The organism is Streptomyces sp. NPDC045431 (assembly GCF_040646655.1).
GTDB lineage: Bacteria > Actinomycetota > Actinomycetes > Streptomycetales > Streptomycetaceae > Streptomyces.
The window spans coordinates 174755-191255 of record NZ_JBEZAQ010000011.1 but is presented as its reverse complement, the minus strand read 5'-3'; the positions used below and the strand labels follow the sequence as shown (position 1 = coordinate 191255).

At 73.9% G+C, this 16501-nt stretch carries 15 protein-coding genes; 7 read left to right on the top strand and 8 right to left on the bottom strand.

The window, feature by feature from the left end:
- The first annotated feature begins 55 nt into the window (after window positions 1–55).
- Complete coding sequence (gene treY, locus AB0A69_RS22605; RefSeq protein WP_361424742.1) at window positions 56–2380, top strand: malto-oligosyltrehalose synthase; 2325 nt, start codon at window positions 56–58, stop codon at window positions 2378–2380.
- 47 nt (window positions 2381–2427) lie between these two features.
- Here treY and AB0A69_RS22600 read toward each other — a convergent pair whose 3' ends face one another.
- Window positions 2428–2985 (bottom strand): DUF1707 and FHA domain-containing protein, encoded by a 558-nt coding sequence (locus AB0A69_RS22600; RefSeq protein WP_361424739.1) that lies wholly within the window; start codon window positions 2983–2985, stop codon window positions 2428–2430.
- A gap of 128 nt (window positions 2986–3113) precedes the next feature.
- On the opposite strand from AB0A69_RS22600, the gene AB0A69_RS22595 reads away from it, so the two are divergent.
- Both AB0A69_RS22595 and treZ read left to right on the top strand, forming a co-directional pair.
- On the top strand, window positions 3114–4022 hold the full coding sequence (locus AB0A69_RS22595; protein ID WP_361424736.1) for a GNAT family N-acetyltransferase: 909 nt from the start codon (window positions 3114–3116) through the stop codon (window positions 4020–4022).
- Between the two features lie 141 nt (window positions 4023–4163).
- On the top strand, window positions 4164–5918 hold the full coding sequence (gene treZ / locus AB0A69_RS22590) for a malto-oligosyltrehalose trehalohydrolase (protein ID WP_361424733.1): 1755 nt from the start codon (window positions 4164–4166) through the stop codon (window positions 5916–5918).
- A 16-nt stretch (window positions 5919–5934) separates the two neighbouring features.
- Here treZ and AB0A69_RS22585 read toward each other — a convergent pair whose 3' ends face one another.
- Window positions 5935–7059 (bottom strand): aminopeptidase P family protein, encoded by a 1125-nt coding sequence (locus AB0A69_RS22585; protein WP_361424730.1) that lies wholly within the window; start codon window positions 7057–7059, stop codon window positions 5935–5937.
- A 99-nt stretch (window positions 7060–7158) separates the two neighbouring features.
- Window positions 7159–7794 carry a nucleoside/nucleotide kinase family protein gene (locus tag AB0A69_RS22580; protein ID WP_361424830.1) on the bottom strand — a complete coding sequence of 212 codons (636 nt, stop codon included), beginning with the start codon at window positions 7792–7794 and terminating at the stop codon, window positions 7159–7161.
- Between the two features lie 49 nt (window positions 7795–7843).
- Between AB0A69_RS22580 and AB0A69_RS22575 the strand changes: the two genes are divergently transcribed.
- From AB0A69_RS22575 to AB0A69_RS22560, 4 genes are all read left to right on the top strand, one after another.
- A complete protein-coding gene (locus AB0A69_RS22575) occupies window positions 7844–8242 on the top strand; it encodes a VOC family protein (RefSeq protein WP_361424727.1) in 399 nt (132 codons plus the stop codon).
- Between the two features lie 33 nt (window positions 8243–8275).
- Window positions 8276–9106: a PaaX family transcriptional regulator C-terminal domain-containing protein gene (locus AB0A69_RS22570; protein WP_361424724.1), complete on the top strand. Its 831-nt coding sequence runs from the start codon at window positions 8276–8278 to the stop codon at window positions 9104–9106.
- Window positions 9107–9414: 308 nt separating this feature from the next.
- On the top strand, window positions 9415–10728 hold the full coding sequence (locus tag AB0A69_RS22565; RefSeq protein WP_361424827.1) for an MFS transporter: 1314 nt from the start codon (window positions 9415–9417) through the stop codon (window positions 10726–10728).
- Window positions 10725–12323 carry a prolyl oligopeptidase family serine peptidase gene (locus tag AB0A69_RS22560; protein WP_361424721.1) on the top strand — a complete coding sequence of 533 codons (1599 nt, stop codon included), beginning with the start codon at window positions 10725–10727 and terminating at the stop codon, window positions 12321–12323. Before AB0A69_RS22565 ends, AB0A69_RS22560 begins: the two co-directional genes overlap by 4 nt.
- On the opposite strand, the gene AB0A69_RS22555 is transcribed toward AB0A69_RS22560, so the two are convergent.
- The 5 genes from AB0A69_RS22555 to AB0A69_RS22535 form a co-directional block, all read right to left on the bottom strand.
- Window positions 12243–13163: a squalene/phytoene synthase family protein gene (locus AB0A69_RS22555; RefSeq protein ID WP_361424718.1), complete on the bottom strand. Its 921-nt coding sequence runs from the start codon at window positions 13161–13163 to the stop codon at window positions 12243–12245. The two genes, AB0A69_RS22560 and AB0A69_RS22555, sit on opposite strands and share 81 nt — an antisense overlap.
- A 15-nt stretch (window positions 13164–13178) precedes the next feature.
- Window positions 13179–13586, bottom strand: coding sequence for a peptide-methionine (R)-S-oxide reductase MsrB (msrB, locus tag AB0A69_RS22550; RefSeq protein WP_361424715.1), 408 nt, complete (start codon window positions 13584–13586; stop codon window positions 13179–13181).
- Window positions 13587–13596: 10 nt separating this feature from the next.
- Window positions 13597–15027 carry a UDP-N-acetylmuramate--L-alanine ligase gene (murC, locus tag AB0A69_RS22545; RefSeq protein WP_361424712.1) on the bottom strand — a complete coding sequence of 477 codons (1431 nt, stop codon included), beginning with the start codon at window positions 15025–15027 and terminating at the stop codon, window positions 13597–13599.
- Window positions 15028–15070: 43 nt separating this feature from the next.
- Complete coding sequence (locus AB0A69_RS22540; protein ID WP_361424709.1) at window positions 15071–15556, bottom strand: indole-3-glycerol phosphate synthase; 486 nt, start codon at window positions 15554–15556, stop codon at window positions 15071–15073.
- 136 nt (window positions 15557–15692) lie between these two features.
- Window positions 15693–16493 carry a pyrimidine reductase family protein gene (locus AB0A69_RS22535; protein WP_361424706.1) on the bottom strand — a complete coding sequence of 267 codons (801 nt, stop codon included), beginning with the start codon at window positions 16491–16493 and terminating at the stop codon, window positions 15693–15695.
- Window positions 16494–16501 lie beyond the last annotated feature (8 nt).

Genomic DNA, 16501 nt, shown 5'->3' with positions numbered 1-16501 from the left:
GTAAATCGCATGGGGTGATGCACCAGAAGCCCCCCAAGCGGGTACGTACGTTCGCATGACGCCCAACTCGACCTATCGTCTCCAGATCCAGCCGGAGTTCCCCTTTTCCGCCGCCGCGGAAGCGGTGCCGTACCTCGCCTCCCTGGGGGTGTCGCACCTGCACCTGTCGCCGGTCCTGGAGGCCGTCCCCGGGTCGACGCACGGCTACGACGTCACCGACCACAGCCGGGTGCGGGAGGAGCTGGGCGGCGAGGACGGGCTGCGTGCCCTCGCCCGGACCGCACGCGCGCACGGGCTGGGCCTGGTGGTGGACCTGGTGCCCAACCACATGGCGGCCGCTCCCCGCCACAACCGGGCCCTGTGGGAGGTCCTGCGGGAGGGCCCGGAGTCCCCGTACGCCCGCTGGTTCGACATCGACTGGGCGGCGGGCGGCGGCAAGGTGCTGCTGCCGGTGCTGGGCGGGCGGATCGGCGACGAGCTGGACCGCCTGAGCGTCGTCGGCGGGACGCTGCGCTACTACGACCAGGAGTTCCCGCTGCGCGCCGGTACGGAGGGGCTGGCGCTCCCGGAGCTGCTGGACGCCCAGTGGTACCGGCTCGGCTGGTGGCGGCTGGCCCGTACGGAGCTGAACTACCGCCGGTTCTTCACCATCTCGGACCTCATCGGAGTGCGGGTCGAGGATCCGGAGGTGTTCGCCGCGACCCACGCCAAGATCGTGGAACTGGTGCGGGACGGGGTGATCGAAGGGCTGCGGATCGACCACCCGGACGGGCTGGCGGATCCGCGCGCGTACCTGAGCGAGCTTCGGGAGGCGACGGGCGGGGCCTGCTGGACGGTGGTGGAGAAGATCCTCACCGGGGAGGAGCGGCTGCCCGCGCGGTGGCCGGTCGCGGGCACCACCGGCTATGACGCGCTGTACCGCGTCGACGGCCTCTTCGTCGACGAGGCGGGCGCGGAGGAACTGGCCGAGCTGTACCGGCGCTACGCGCACCCGGCCGGAGACCGGGGCGGCCACTGGGAGGCGACGGCGCGCCGAGCGGCGTACAAGGTGGTGACGCACGCACTCGCCTCGGAGGTGGCCTTCCTGACCCGGACGGCCGCCCGCGTCTGCGCCGCCGACCCGGCTCTGCGCGACCACGCGCCCTGGGCGCTGCGGGCCGCCGTCCGGGAGCTGCTGATCCGGGTGCCGATCTACCGGCCGTACGGGCCCGGCGCGGAGGACGTCCTCACCGCCGACGCGGCCCGTGAGGCGAAGGCCACCTTCACGGTGCCGGAGGAGGCGGACGCGGTCGACGTCGTACGGGACCTGGCGCTCGGCCGGCTCGGGGACGGTCCGGACCACCGGGCGTTCCTGGTGCGCTTCGCGCAGACGTCGTCGGCGCTGCGGGCGAAGTCCGTCGAGGACACGGCCTTCTACCGGTACACGCCCCTGGTGTCGGCGAACGAGGTGGGCGGGGAGCCCGGTCGGCCCGCCGTGAGCCCGGAGGAGTTCCACGCGTACTGCGCGCGGCTGGCCCGCGACTGGCCGGCCACCGGGACCGCGCTGTCCACGCACGACACCAAGCGCAGCGCGGACGTACGGGCGCGGATCGCGGTCCTGTCCCAGTGCCCGCAGCGGTGGGAGAAGCTGCTGGACGACGTGGCCGGGCGGACGGCGGCGCCCGCGCCGGACGGGCAGCTCGCGTGGGTGGCGTGGCAGACGGCGTTCGGGCTCGGACGGGCCGCGCCGGAGCGGCTGGAGCAGGCCCTGCTGAAGTCCGTACGGGAGGCGGGGCTGCACACCAGCTGGACGGAGTCCGACCCGGCGTACGAGCGGGCCGTGGCGGACTTCACGGCGGCGGGCCCGGCGGGTGCGCCGCAGTACCTGGCCGGGGAGCTGGCGCGCGAACTGGAGCCGTACGTACGGGCCAACGCGCTGGGCGCGGCCCTGCTGCACCTGACCATGCCGGGGGTGCCGGACGTGTACCAGGGCACCGAGCGGGAGTACCGGGCACTGGTCGACCCGGACAACCGGGACCCGTTCCGGGAGGGCCCGCCCGACGAGAAGACGGCGCTCACGCGTGCGGCGCTCCTGCTGCGGCGGCGCCGTCCGGACGCCTTCGGTACGTCGGGGACGTACGAGCCGCTGAGCGCGGCGGGGCCGGCGGCGGAGCACTGCGTCGCCTTCTGCCGCTCCGGGGAGGCGGTCACGGCGGTGACCCGGCTGGCGCTGCGGCTGGCGGAGGCGGGCGGCTGGGGCGACACGGCGCTGAGGCTGCCGGACGGGATCTGGTACGACGCGCTGGACGGGCGGGAGTTCGGCGGAGTGGTGCCCCTGGCGGAGCTGTTCGCCGCCCGGCCGGTGGCGCTGCTGACCAGGGAGCGCGCGTCGGCGGGTTGACGAGCCTCGCCCCGTGGCTCCCTGACCGCGTGCCCCTTGACCGCGCGTCAGCGGGTGGAGCGCGCGGTGAGGCGGAAGCTCATCTGTCCGAACGCCACCAGGTCGCCGGCCCGTACGACGACCGTGCCGGTGACGCGACGGCCGTTGACGGTGGTGCCGTTGGTGGAGCCGAGGTCGCGCAGCAGCCAGTGGTCGCCCTGCAGGGACAGCTCGGCGTGCGCCCGGGACACCGTCTCGTGGCTGAGCCGCAGGCCGTTGGCGGGGTCTCGGCCGATGCGCAGGGGGTACGGGCCGGGTTCGGGGAGCAGCAGCTTCGGCAGCCGCTCCGCCTGCCACGCCCGCCCCAGCCGTACGGTGAAGGCGGACATCCGCTCGACGACGCCGAACACCCGCTTCGCCCAGCGGCCTTCGGTGCGCAGGTCGGCGGTGAGCGCGGCCAGTTGGTCGGGGCGCTGGGCGACGAGGGCGAGCTCCATGCGGTGCAGGAAGGTGTCGTGCGACAGCTTGCCCTGAGCGGCGCCCTCGCGGAGCATCCCCAGGACACGGTCCCGTTCGGCGTCCGACAGCCGGGCGGAATACGTGTGGAACTCGGAATGCGACGTCACATGGGTGATTGTCGGCCTGGTCGGGCCTGGGTGTCCAGACAGAACCCCGTTGTCAGACGCCCTTGGTACGGTCTTGGTACGTGATCCCTCCGAGGGACCGCGGGGGACTCCAGGGGGAAGAAGAGCACATGAGCGATCTGACCGTACGCGCTCTCGGCGCGGACGAGGCGCGGCTGTTCCACACGCTGCGGGACCCCGGGCTGGTGGGCCGGGTCATCACCGGTGTCGACTACCGCACGGTGGCGGAGGGCGGCGACTACCGCCCGGAGTGGACCTGGGTCGCCGAGCGGGACGGCGAGGTGGTCGCCCGCGCCGCCTGGTGGGGCGGGCCGGACGACACCGAGCCCATGCTGCTCAACTGGTTCGACTTCGCCGACGGCGAGGACGAGGCCGGCGCCGAACTGCTGCGCCGCGCCGCACACCGGACCGAGTACGAACTGATCCTGCCGGCCGGGTGGCGCGAGCAGCCCGACGTGCGGGCGGCGGGTGAGGCACGCATAGCGGCCGCCCAGGCGGCGGGGATGCGGCTCCTCGTCGAGCGGTTCCGGTACCACTGGACGCCGGAGTGCGGGCTCCCGGAGCGGCCCGGCCGGCTGGAGTTCCGGCCGGAGCCGGACGACGACGTGATATTCGAGATCCTGCGCCGGGTCCACTCCGTCACGCTGGACGCGCACGCGCTCCACGCCATCGCCCAGGGCGGCCCGGACGCGGCCGCGCAGGAGGAGCTGGACTTCTTCCGCTGGTGGCCGTCGCCGCGCGAGTGGTGGCAGGTGGCGTACACGCCGGACGGCGAGGTCGTCGGCCTCCAGATACCCGCGCGCAACACCGCCGGTCCGATCGTCGGCTTCATCGGCGTCGTACCGGAGCAGCGCGGACACGGGTACGCGTACGACCTGTTGGTCGAGTGCACGCACTTCCAGGCCGAGCGGGGCGCGCAGTTCATCGCCGGGGCGACCGACCAGGGCAACTTCCCCATGGCGAAGCACTTCGCCCGGGCCAACCACCCCATCGTGCAGGAGCGCGTGCACCTGGTGTGACCGACGGCCGCCGCGGGCCCGCGGCGCGGCTCGCCACGCGGCTCGCGACGCGGCTCGCGCGTTCGGCCAAGTGTCGTGCTTCCGGTTCTCGATCTTGCCAGGATGGAGGCATCGGGGGATTCGACGACAAGGGGATCGCCAGTGCTGTTCGAGGTGTGGGCGCCGGAGGCGGAGGAACGGGTCGAGCTCCAGTTGGAGGGTGCCCGGCACCCCATGGCGCGCGACATGCGGCGGGACGGCTGGTGGCTGGCCGAGGCGGCGGCCGGCGAGGGCGCGCGGTACGGCTTCGCGCTGGACGGCGGGCCCGTCCTGCCGGATCCGCGCTCGCGCCGCCAGCCCGACGGGCCCGACGGGCTGAGCGCGGTCGTGGACCACGCGGTGTACGAGTGGCGGCACGGCTCGCCCCCGCGCGGGCTGCGCGGCGCCGTGCTGTACGAGCTGCACATCGGCACGTACACGCGCGAGGGCACGTTCGACGCGGCGGCCGCGCGGCTGGACCACCTCGTCGAGCTGGGCATCACGCACGTGGAGCTGATGCCGCTGTGCCCCTTCCCCGGCCGGCACGGCTGGGGCTACGAAGGGGTGTCGCTGTGGGCGGTGCACGAGCCCTACGGCGGCCCCGAGGCGCTGAAGCGGTTCGTCGACACCGCCCATGGCCTGGGCCTCGGCGTGGTGCTGGACGTGGTCCACAACCACCTGGGCCCGTCCGGCAACTACCTCCCCGCCTTCGGTCCGTACTTCACCGACACCCACCACACCCCGTGGGGCGCGGCCGTGAACCTGGACGCGCCCGGGTCGGACGAGGTCCGCGCGTACCTGCTGGGCAGCGCGCTCGCCTGGCTGCGCGACTACCGGATCGACGGCCTCCGCCTCGACGCGGTGCACGCGCTCGCCGACACGCGGGCGCTGCCGTTCCTGGAGGAGCTGTCGGCGGCGGTGGACGAACTCGCCGCCGAGCAGGGCCGTGAGCTGTTCCTGATCGCCGAGTCCGACCAGGCCGACCCGCGCACGACGAGGCCGCGCGAGGAGGGGGGCCTCGGGCTGCACGCCCAGTGGAACGACGACTTCCACCACGCCCTGCACACCACGCTCACCGGCGAGTCCCAGGGCTACTACGCCGACTTCGCACGCGCCCCGCTCGCCGCGCTCGCCAAGACGCTCCAGCACGTCTTCTTCCACGACGGCACCTACTCCACCTTCCGGGGCCGCACGCACGGCCGGCCGGTCGACCGGGAGACGACGCCCGCGCACCGGTTCCTCGGCTACGCCCAGACCCACGACCAGATCGGCAACCGCGCCACCGGCGACCGGCTTTCGGCGTCCTGCTCCCCCGGGCTGCTCGCGTGCGCGGCGGCTCTGGTGCTGACCTCGCCGTTCACGCCGATGCTCTTCATGGGCGAGGAGTGGGGCGCGGGCACGCCCTGGCAGTTCTTCACCGACCACACGGACCCGGAGCTGGCCGAGGCCGTACGCAACGGGCGGCGGCGGGAGTTCGCGGCGCACGGCTGGGCCGAGGAGGACGTGCCGGACCCTCAGGACCCGGCCACGCGGGAGCGGTCCTGTCTGGACTGGGCGGAGCGCGAGCGGGAGCCGCACGCGCGGCTGCTGGCCTGGCACCGGGAGCTGATCGCGCTGCGGGCCGCCCACCCCGATCTGACCGACCCGGACCTGGCGGCGATCCGCGTCTCCTACGACGCGTCGGCGCGCTGGCTGGCGTACCGGCGCGGGGACCTGCGCGTGGTCGTCAACTTCGCGAAGGAGCCCGCCCGGGTGCCGCTGGGTGCGCCCGCGCGGGTGCTGGCGGCCTGGGAGCCGGTCGAGGACCCGGACGGCGAGGGGACGGTGCTCCTGCCCCCGGAGTCCTGCGTGGTCCTCACGGACGCGACCGACCACTGAGCGCGTCCACCCGCGGTCACTCCACGATCGCGAGCTCGCGCGGGGTGGTGTTGAAGCGGCGGGCACCGTCCTCCGTGACCGTGACGATGTCCTCGATCCGCACGCCGAAGCGGCCCGGGAGGTAGATCCCGGGCTCGACGGAGAAGCACATGCCGGGGACGAGCGGCAGCTCCTCGCCCTCGATCATGTACGGCGGTTCGTGGGTGGTGACGCCGATGCCGTGGCCGGTGCGGTGGATGAAGTGCTCGCCGTACCCGGCCTCGGTGATCACGGCGCGGGCGGCCCGGTCCACCTCCTGGCACGCCACCCCGGGCCGGACCGCCTCGCACCCGGCCTGCTGCGCCTCCCGTACGAGGTCGTGGACGCGGCGCTCCTCGGGGGTGGGCTCGCCGACGTGGACGGTACGGGAGGTGTCGGAGCCGTACCCGTGCTTCAGGCCGCCGAAGTCGAGGACGACCATGTCGCCCTCCTCGATGGTGCGGTCGCCCGCCTCATGGTGCGGGTTGGCGCCGTTGGGGCCGGAGCCGACGACGGTGAAGTCCACCTGGGAGTGGCCGAAGTTCAGCAGCAGCGCCGCGAGGTCGGCGGCGACGTCGGTCTCCTTGCGCCCGGAGAAGCGCACCTTGAGGATCTCGCGGTACGCCGCGTCGGCGGCGGCCCCGGCCGCCTCCATGCGCTCCAGCTCCCGTGCGTCCTTGACGGCGCGCAGCATGGGGAGCGCCTCGGTGAGCGCGGCGTACGCGCTGTCGGGCAGGCGCCGCTGGAGCCCGAGGAGGTGCATGGCCCAGGCGTTGTCGCTGACGCCGAAGCGGCCCTTGGGGTCGAGGAGCGGCGCGGCGACGGCGTACGGGTCCACGGCGTCGGTCCAGTCCCGCAGCGTGAGCGCGGCGGCGCCCGCGGCCCGCGCGGCGTCGGGCGCCTCCAGCGCCGGTACGACGAGCACCGGCTCCTCGCCGGGCACGAGCACGAGGAGCGTGAGCCGCTCGGTGTCGGCGGGAACGCGGTACCCGGTGAGGTACACCAGGTCGGGGCCGGGCGCGACGAGCAGCCCCGCGAGCCCGGCCGCCGCCGCGGCGTCGGCGGCGCGGGCCATGCGGGCACGGTAGTCGTCGGCGGTGAACGGAGCGGGCGTGCTGTCCATGGGGTGCTTCCTCCCTGGTCCTCGGCCAGGCCATCCTCCGCGGCGGCTCGCCGACCGCGCAACCGAAACGCTCGCGGCCGACGACCGTGTGCGAGAGGTTCAGGACACCGGCACCACGAGGTCCGCGCGGTCGCGGCCGGCGGCGACCAGGCGGGCGTTGGCCTCGTCGGACTCGCGGACCCAGCGCTCGGCGTACGGCCGCGCCTTGCCGAAGCGGACGTGGCGTTCGACGAGCCGGCGGACGCGGCGGCGGTCGTCCAGCTCCAGGAACCAGACTTCGTCGAGGAGTCCCCGCACGGCGGCCCACTGCCCCTCGCCGTACAGCAGGTAGTTGCCCTCGGTGATGACGAGCGGGACGTCGGCGGGGACGGGGATGCTGCCGGCGACCGGTTCCTCCAGGGCGCGGTCGAAGGCGGGCGCGTAGACGGTGACGCCGGGTTCGGCGGCGCGCAGCCGCGTGAGGAGGGCGGCGTATCCGGCGGCGTCGAAGGTGTCGGGGGCGCCCTTGCGGTCGGCGCGACCGAGGCGCCGCAGCTCGGCCTGGGCGAGGTGGAAGCCGTCCATCGGGACGAGGACGGCCAGCCCGTCGAGGCGGTCGACCAGGCGGCCCGCGAGTGTGGACTTGCCCGCGCCGGGTGCGCCGGCGAGGCCCAGGACGCGGCGGGCCCCGGGGACGGCGAGGCGGCGGGCGCGGGCGGTGAGCTCGGCGAGTTGCTGCGCATCCATGGACGGCATTGTTCCCAGGTGCCCCACCTGGTGCCCGTCATACGTATAACCTGACTCCATGAGCCCCACCTCGTACATCGCCCTCGTCACTCTCGTCGTCCGTGACTACGACGAAGCCCTCGCCTTCTACACCGGCGCGCTCGGCTTCGAGCTCGTCGAGGACAGCCCCCGGCCGGACGACGGCCGCTGGGTGGTCGTCCGCCCGCGTGGCGCCGGCGCGGGCACGGGGCTGCTCCTCGCCCGGGCGGCGGGCGAGGAGCAGGAGGCGAGCGTGGGCGCCCAGACCGGCGGGCGCGTCGGGTTCTTCCTCCACACCGGGGACTTCGCCGCCGACCACGCCCGGATGCGCGCGGCGGGCGTGCGCTTCCTGGAGGAGCCGCGCCACGAGCCGTACGGCACGGTGGCGGTCTTCGAGGACCTGTACGGCAACCGCTGGGACCTGCTGCAGCCCGCGTGACCCCTGGTTGACGTGGGGGCGTACGGTGGCCGCGTGACCACGCAAGAGTCGCTGCGGCCCCAGTCCCTCATGCTGACGTTCCTGGGCGACCAGGTGCTCGGGCGAGACGTGTGCGTGTACTCGGGCAGTGTCATCGAGGTCTTCGCCCGCGCCGGAGTGGGCGAGCAGGCGACGCGCTCGACGCTGACCCGCATGGCCGCCCGGGGACTGCTGCGCCGTCAGCGGGAGGGCCGCCGGATGTACTTCGGCCTGACCGAACGCTCCGCGGCCGTGCTGCGCGACGGCGAGCAGCGGATCTGGCGGGCGGGTGCCGTGAACCGGCACTGGGACGGCACCTGGACCCTGCTCGGCTTCTCGCTGCCCGAGTCCTGGCAGCGCCAGCGCCACGACCTGCGCTCGCAGCTGACCTGGAGCGGCTTCGGACCGCTGTTCAGCGGCCTGTGGATCGCACCCGGCGAGGTGGACGCGTCGTCACTGGTGGCCGAGCTCGGTCTGTCCGGGCACGTGAAGGTCTTCCGCGCGCACGCCGACGCCGGCATGGACATCGGCGCGATGATCGGGGAGACCTGGGAGCTGGCCGAACTGGCGGCGCGCTACGAGGCGTTCGCACTGCGCTGGCGGCCGTGGGAGACGCAGCCGCCGGAGGCGGACGACGCCCTCGCACTGCGCCTGCGGCTCCAGACGGAGTGGCTGGAGGTCATCCGCCGCGACCCGCGTCTGCCGGTCGAGCACCTGCCTGCCGCGTGGCCGGCCGAGCAGGCGGAGAAGACGTTCCGCACGGTGCACGAGCGGCTCACGCCACTCGCCGAGGATGCCTCCGCGCGCCTTCTCGACCTCGTACCCGTACGCGACGAGCACGCGTAGCAGCGCGCGAGCACGCGAGGAGACACGCGAGCACGCGGGGAAGCGCGCCAGCACGCGGGGAAGCACGACAGCCCCTCCGCACAGGGGCGCAGGCCGCCCTCGCCGCCGGGCTCCGCTCACCGGTGGGGCCCCGGCCACGCGTCTGCCTGTCCTCTGATGTTGTGCAAAAGATTGACGGCCGCACCGTCTTTGCCTAACTTCGGGGCTCCGTCACGGCACCGGCACCAAGGGAGCTCGTCGTGCAGCCACCCCGCTCATCCGCCCACGCCCCTTCCACCACCCCCCACCCCGCGTCCGATGCGGGGCAGTTGCGCCGTGTCGCGCTCTCCGGACTGCTCGGCACGGCAGTCGAGTTCTACGACTTCCTCGTGTACGGCACCGTCGCCGCGCTCGTCTTCGGCGACCTGTTCTTCCCCGATGCCGACCCCGCGGTCGGCACCATCGCGGCCTTCGGCACCTTCGCCGCCGGCTATGTGGCCCGCCCGCTGGGCGGCATCGTCTTCGGCCACTTCGGCGACCGGCTCGGCCGCAAGTCGATGATGCTGCTGACCATGGCCCTGATGGGCTGCGGCAGCTTCCTCATCGGCGTGCTGCCGACCTACGACGCGATCGGTGTGTGGGCGCCCGTGCTGCTGGTGGCGCTGCGCGTCGTGCAGGGCATCGCGATCGGCGGCGAGTGGGGCGGCGCGACCCTGATGGTCGTGGAGCACGCCGAACACGCCCAGGGCTCGCGCCGCCGCGGGCTGTGGTCGAGCTTCACCCAGCTCGGCGCCCCGCTCGGCTCCGTGCTCTCGGCCGGGGTGGTCACCGTGGTCTCCGCTCTCCCCGACGACGACTTCCGCTCCTGGGGCTGGCGCGTGCCGTTCCTGCTGAGCATCGTGCTGCTGGCCGTCGGCCTGTTCGTACGTCTGAAGGTCGCGGAGAGCCCGCTGTTCGAGCAGATGAGGCGCGAGCCGCTCGACCGGCCGCCGGTCGTCGAGGTGCTGCGCCGTCCGCAGCCGGTGCTCCGCGCCACCTGCGTCGGCATCGGCGCGTTCACGGCCCAGTCGCTCCTGACCGGCTTCATGATCTCGTACGCGGTCGACCGCGGCTACAGCCGACCGCAGGTGCTCACGGCGGTGACCATCGCCTCCTGCGTGGCCCTGCTCGTGCTGCCCGCCGCCTCCGCACTCTCCGACAGGGTCGGCCGCCGCCCCGTCGTCCTCGCCGGCGCCGTCGCCTCGGCCGCGCTCGCCTTCCCGGTGCTCGCCCTGGTGGACTCCGGCGCGCCGGGCCTGCTGATCCTCGCCCTCATCCTCGGTCACGGCGTCGCCCAGTCCACGATGTACGGCCCGCTCGGCGCCCTGCTCACCGAGATGTTCGGCACCCGCGTCCGCTACACCGGCGCCTCCCTCGGCTACCAGGCGGCGACGCTGGTGGGCGCCGGATTCTCGCCGCTGATCGCCGGCAGCCTCGTCGCGTCGTACGGCGGCAGCGGCACACCGGTCTCGCTGCTGCTGTGCGGCGGCGCGGCGATCACCGCACTCGCCGTGTGGCGCCTGCGCGAGACGCACGCGGATGCCCTGGACTCCCCCGCGCACCGAGCCGACGCCACCCCGATCGCGGAAGGAACACCCCGTTGAGAACCGGACCCCGTACCCGCAGCCGCAGCCGCGCCCGATCCCGGACCCGTGCCCGTACCGCCGTGCTCACCCTGGCCCTGTGCGTGGCGACCGCGCTGCCCTCGCCGCTCACACGGGCCACCGAGGCCAGGCAGGCCGCCACGGATGCCCACGTCGAGGGCAAGCTGCCCTCCGGCGCCGCGTACCTGATGGACGTGCCCGCCGCCTGGAACGGCACCGTCCTCCTCTACAGCCACGGCTACCGCGCCGCCGGGTGGCCCAACCCCGCCGAGAACGCTCCGAGTCCGGAGACCCGGGCCAGGCTGCTCGCCCGGGGATACGCGCTCATCGGCTCCTCGTACGCGACGAACGGCTGGGCGGTGACGGACGCGGTGCCCGACCAACTCGCCACCCTGGACCTGTTCACGGAGAAGTTCGGCACGGCGCGGCGGACGCTCGCCTGGGGCACCTCGTACGGCGGGCTGGTCACCACGAGGCTCGCCGAGCGGCACGCCGACCGCTTCGACGGCTCCCTGTCCATGTGCGGGCTCCTACAGGGCGGAGTCGCCAACTGGAACAGCACACTGGATCCGGTGTTCGCGCTGAAGACGCTGCTCGCTCCGCGGACGGACATCCGGCTCACCGGGTTCGCCGACCAGGCGGCCGCGCGGAGCGCCGCCGACGCGCTCACCTCGAAGGTCACCGCCGCCCAGCAGACCCCCGAGGGCCGTGCCCGCATCGCGCTCGCCGCCGCCCTGCACCGCATCCCCGGCCACAACGACGTCGCGCAGGCCGAACCGGCACCGACCGACTGGGACGCACGGCAGGCCAACCAGTACGCGGCCGTCAGGGGGCTCCTCCAGTTCCCCGCCTTCAGCTGGCGGCAGGAGGCCGAGCACCGGGCGGGCGGCAACCCCTCCTGGAACACGGGCGTCGACTACACGGCGATGCTCCACCGCTCACCGGGGTACGCCGAGGTGTCGGCGCTCTACCGGAAGGCGGGCCTGTCCTTGGGAGCCGACCTCACGGCCCTGGCCCGCGCTCCCCGGATCTCCGCCGACCCCACGGCCGTACGGTGGATGCGGCACACCAGTGTCCTCACGGGCCGGCTGAGCGACCCGCAGCTCACCGTCCACACCACCGGCGACGCGCTGATCCCGGTGCAGTCCGAGAGCGCCTACCGGCGGGCCGCCACCGCCGCCGGTGCGGGCGCCCTGCTCAGCCAGGCCTACGTCGACCGCCCCGGGCACTGCACCTTCACGCCGGGCGAGGTACTCGGCGCCCTGCGCACCCTGGAGCACCGCCTGGACACCGGCCGCTGGGACACCGCACCCGGCATGCTCAACGCCCGTGCGCGGCAGGAGGACCCCACGACCGAGCCTCGCTACGCCCGGTACCGTCCGGGCCCCTACCCGCGGCCGTACGACCTCGCCCACCGCGGGGACACCTCGGCCCCCGTCGCGGGCTTCCTCAGTCCCCGTCCGGGACCAACCGCAGTCGCCGCCGCAGATGGGTCACACGCACCGACGCGGGCGTCAGCCTCGGCTGCGGTGCCGCCGCCGTGCGGCGGTCTCCCGTGCCAGCAAGCCGAGGCTGCCCAGCGCCGAAGGACCTGACGAGCGTTCGATGAGTCCGGCGCCGACCGACCGCACGGCTTCGAGACGGAGCCGCTGCACGCCGATCAACGCCCGGACGAACGGCCTGCCGGCCGGCCGCACCCCGTGCTCCAGGGGCATCGCCGCGTGCAACGCGGCCGCGGCGACGTCGGCCTGGGTCCGGACCAGACAGGTGACGGCCGGGCTCCGCGGTCTGCCCGGCAGCAGGTCCGCCCGGCTGACGCCGCAACCGTCGAGAGCCTCCATGGGGATACCGAGGCGCCCCGCGCGGAGGTCCTCCGCCAGGTCCTCCAGGAAGTCGAGACGCTGCATCGCCGAGATCAGCCGCTCGCAGCAGTGGGTGAAGTCCTCCGAGGCGGGAGACCCGGACGGAGCCAGAAAGCCGGCCAGGAGCATGAAGGCGGGCAGGGAGTAGCCGGTGACGTACCGGTCGAACTCCGCCTCCGTCGCGAACTCCTCCCAGGCGACCTCCCACGCGGCCCCGTCGAGGAAGTCCCCGACCCGGGCCCGCATGTCCGGGTGCCGTTCGACGGTGTGCGCCAGTACGCGCAGCACCGGGAGGTCGGAGTCCCCGGTGGTGCAGGCCTTCTCCACGAGCCCGGTCCACTCCACCAGGGCGGCCGAGCGCTCGGCCGCCTCTCCCCGGTCGACGCGGTCGTCCGTCTCGTGCATGAAGGCGACGGCCGCGACGACGTCGGGCTGGAGGGCCGGCGGCAGCAGAAGCCGTACGGCCAGGTACTCCGCCCGCGCGAACCGGGCCACCACCCGCCGCTGAAGCGCGTAGTCGCGCCGCAGGGACGGCTCCGCTATGCCGGCCTGCCGTAGAACCCGCCCCCACATACGTCGCCCCCGCGCTCAGTCCCCGTCGGGGACGAGGCGCAGCGAGACCGAGTTGATGCAGTACCGCTGGTCCGTCGGCGTCGGGTAGCCCTCGCCCTCGAAGACGTGCCCGAGGTGCGAGCCGCAGCGGGCGCAGCGGACCTCGGTGCGGACCATGCCGTACGAGCGGTCCTCGATCAGCTCGACGGCGTCGCTCTTCTTCGGGTCGTAGAAGGAGGGCCAGCCGCAGTGCGACGCGAACTTCGTCTCGGAGGTGAAGAGTTCCGCGCCGCACGCGCGGCAGGAGTAGACGCCCTTGGTCTTGGTGTCGGTGTACTCACCGGTGAAGGGGCGCTCCGTGCCGGCCTCGCGCAGGACGTGGTACTCCTCCGGGGACAGCTCCGCACGCCACTGCTCGTCCGGCTTCTCGACCTCGTACGCCATCGGGCCCTCCTCAGTTCGCCAGGCGGGCGATGCGGTCCAGGATCCTCGGCCCGAGGTCCGTGACGTCGCCCGCGCCCATCGTCAGAACGAGGTCGCCGGGCCCGGCCATTCCCGCGACGACGTCCGGCACGGTGGTCTTGTCGGACACCGGCGTGACGTCGGCGCCCGCCGCGCGGGCCGCGTCGATGATCAGGGCGCTGGTCACGCCCGGGATCGGGTCCTCGCGGGCCGGGTAGATGTCGAGGACCACGGAGGCGTCGGCGAGCGCCAGCGCCTGGCCCATCTCGGTGCCCAGCTCCTGGGTGCGGGAGAACAGGTGCGGCTGGAAGACGACCAGCAGGCGGCGCTCGGACCCGGCGGCGGCGCGCATCGCCTCCAGGTCGGCGGTCATCTCGGTGGGGTGGTGCGCGTACGAGTCGATGACCTGGACGCCCGCGGCCTCGCCCTTGAGCTGGAGGCGCCGGCCGACGCCGGTGTACGCGGTGAGGGCCTGGGCGAGGGCGGCCGGGTCGATGCCGAGGCGGGCACCGGCGGCGAGGGCGGCGGCGGCGTTGTGGGCGTAGTGGCGGCCGGGCACCGAGACGGTGAAGACGATCTCGTCGTGGCGGTCCGGGAGGACCACGCTGACCTCGCTGGTCATGCCCTTGGGCGTGATCCTGCGGATCCAGACGTCGGAGTGCTCCGCCTCGCCCACGGTCACCACGTGCAGGTCCGGCCGGCCCGAGACCCGGCCCGCCAGCTCGCGGGCGCCCGCGTGCTCGCCGACGACCAGGGTCCCGCCCGGGTGGATCTTGGCGACGAAGGCCTCGAAGGACTCGTAGATCTCGTCCATGGAGGCGTAGTTCGCGTGGTGGTCCAGCTCGACGTTGAGGACGATGGCGACCTCGGGGTCGTACTTCTGGAAGCTGCGGTCGCTCTCGTCGGCCTCCGCGACGAAGATCCCGCCGTCGCCGTGGAGCGCGTTGGTGCCCGGCCCGTCGAGGTCGCCGCCGATGGCGTACGAGGGGTCGAGGCCGAGCTCGGTGAGGGCGACGGCGAGCATCGACGTGGTCGTGGTCTTGCCGTGCGTGCCGGCCACGGCGATGGAGCGCAGGCCGGTCATGAGGGCGGCGAGCGCGTCGGAGCGGTGGACGACGGGGATGGCGAGCTCGGTGGCGCGGGCCAGCTCCGGGTTGTCGGCGCGGATGGCGCTGGAGACGACGACGCAGCTGGTGTCGGCGGCGAGGTGCTCGGCGGCGTGCCCGATGTGGACGGTGGCGCCCAGGGCGCGCAGGGCGGCGGCGGTCTCGGAGTCGCGCGCGTCGCTGCCGGCGACCTTCGCCCCGCGCTGGGCGAGGATCTTGGCGATGCCCGACATTCCGGCGCCGCCGATGCCGATGAAGTGCGGCCGTTCCATGGCTGCGGGAATCGCGGCAGCGGCGGCAGGGATGGCGGGTGCCATGCGTGTGTCTCCCCGGGTGTGGCGGTACGTGAGCGGCCCCAGCCTATTCGGTCGGCGCCTCGTCGTTGTGCGCGAACAGCTTCAGCACCGGTACGCCGACCTTGTGGCGGGCGCGGGAAGCCCAGTCGCGGTGGAAGAACTCCTCGACGTAGTGGGGTGCGGTCAGCACGATGACCTCGTCCGCCTGCGCCTCCTCCACGACGGCTTTCAGCTTGTCGAGGGGGTGGTCCTCGACGACCTGGCCCACGGCTTCGCAGCCCGCGTCGCGCAGCGCCTGGAGCGAGTGCTCCAGGGCCTGCTGGGCGGGCAGCTCGGCGGCTCTTCCCTCGGGCTGCTTGCCCTCGCGGACCGCTTCCCTCAGGTCGCCCATGGCGACGTCGTCGATGGCCCGGAGCAGGACGACGGACTGGTCGCCGCGGGGCTGCATCAGCACGATGAAGGAAGCGCCCTCGTCTCCGTGCAGATCCGTGACGAAATCCACGTCCACCCGGGACAGCGGCTTTTCGATCATGAGAACGCTTGTGAACACCTCGGATGCCCTTCTGCGGAAACCATCCTTCCCCGTGGCCGCACGGGGACTGCGAGATTAGTGTGCCCACCCGGAGCGAACCGGAACGACCTATTCCGCTTATTGTCACCAGCGGGAGGGTCCCCGGGGCACGCCCTCAGGGGCGCCGGTACCGGGTGAAGAGAAAACCTTCCTCCTCCAGGATCGAGTCGAGCGCGAATCGTTCCGGCACCGCCAGCGACGGCCCGCCGGCGATGCGCTGCGCGTTCCCCGCGGTGAGGGTGGGCGAAACCGTCAGGCACAGTTCGTCCAGCACCCCGGCCGCCACCAGCTGCCCCAGCAGCCGCGGGCCGCCCTCCGTGAGCTGGCGGGTCAGGCCGCGCTCGGCGAGCACCCGTACCGCCCGCGCCGGCTCGACGCCCGGCCCGTCGCCCGCGACGAGCACCTCGGCGCCCGCCCGCTCGGCCTCCCGCACCCGCTCCGGGGGCGCCGCGGCCCCGGTGAGCAGCAGCGTCGGCACGAGGGGCTGCGTGAACAGCGGAGCCGAGAAGTCCAGGGCCAGCGAGGCGCTGACCACCGCGATCGCGGGCGCGGGCCCCTGTCCGGCCGCCGCCCGGCGCGCCGCGAAGGCCTCACGCGCGCGTGCCGGGCGGTAGCCCTCCGCCCGTACGGTCTCGGCGCCGACGATCACCACGTCGGCGAGCGCCCGCAGGGTACCGAAGATCCGCATGTCGGCGGCGGACGAGATGGGCTCGGAGCGGCCGTCGTGCTGGGCGGCCCCGTCCAGGGAGGACACCATGTTGGCGCGCAGCCACGACAGGCCTCCCGGCGAGGCACCGGGCCGGGGGTCCGGCTGGCGGTCGGGGTACGCGTAGGCCTCCGCCAGCTCGTCGAGGGACCACTCGCGGTGCTCGGCCGCCGCGGGTGTCGGGTCGGTCACAGGGAACAGGCGTCGCATGCCGTGCA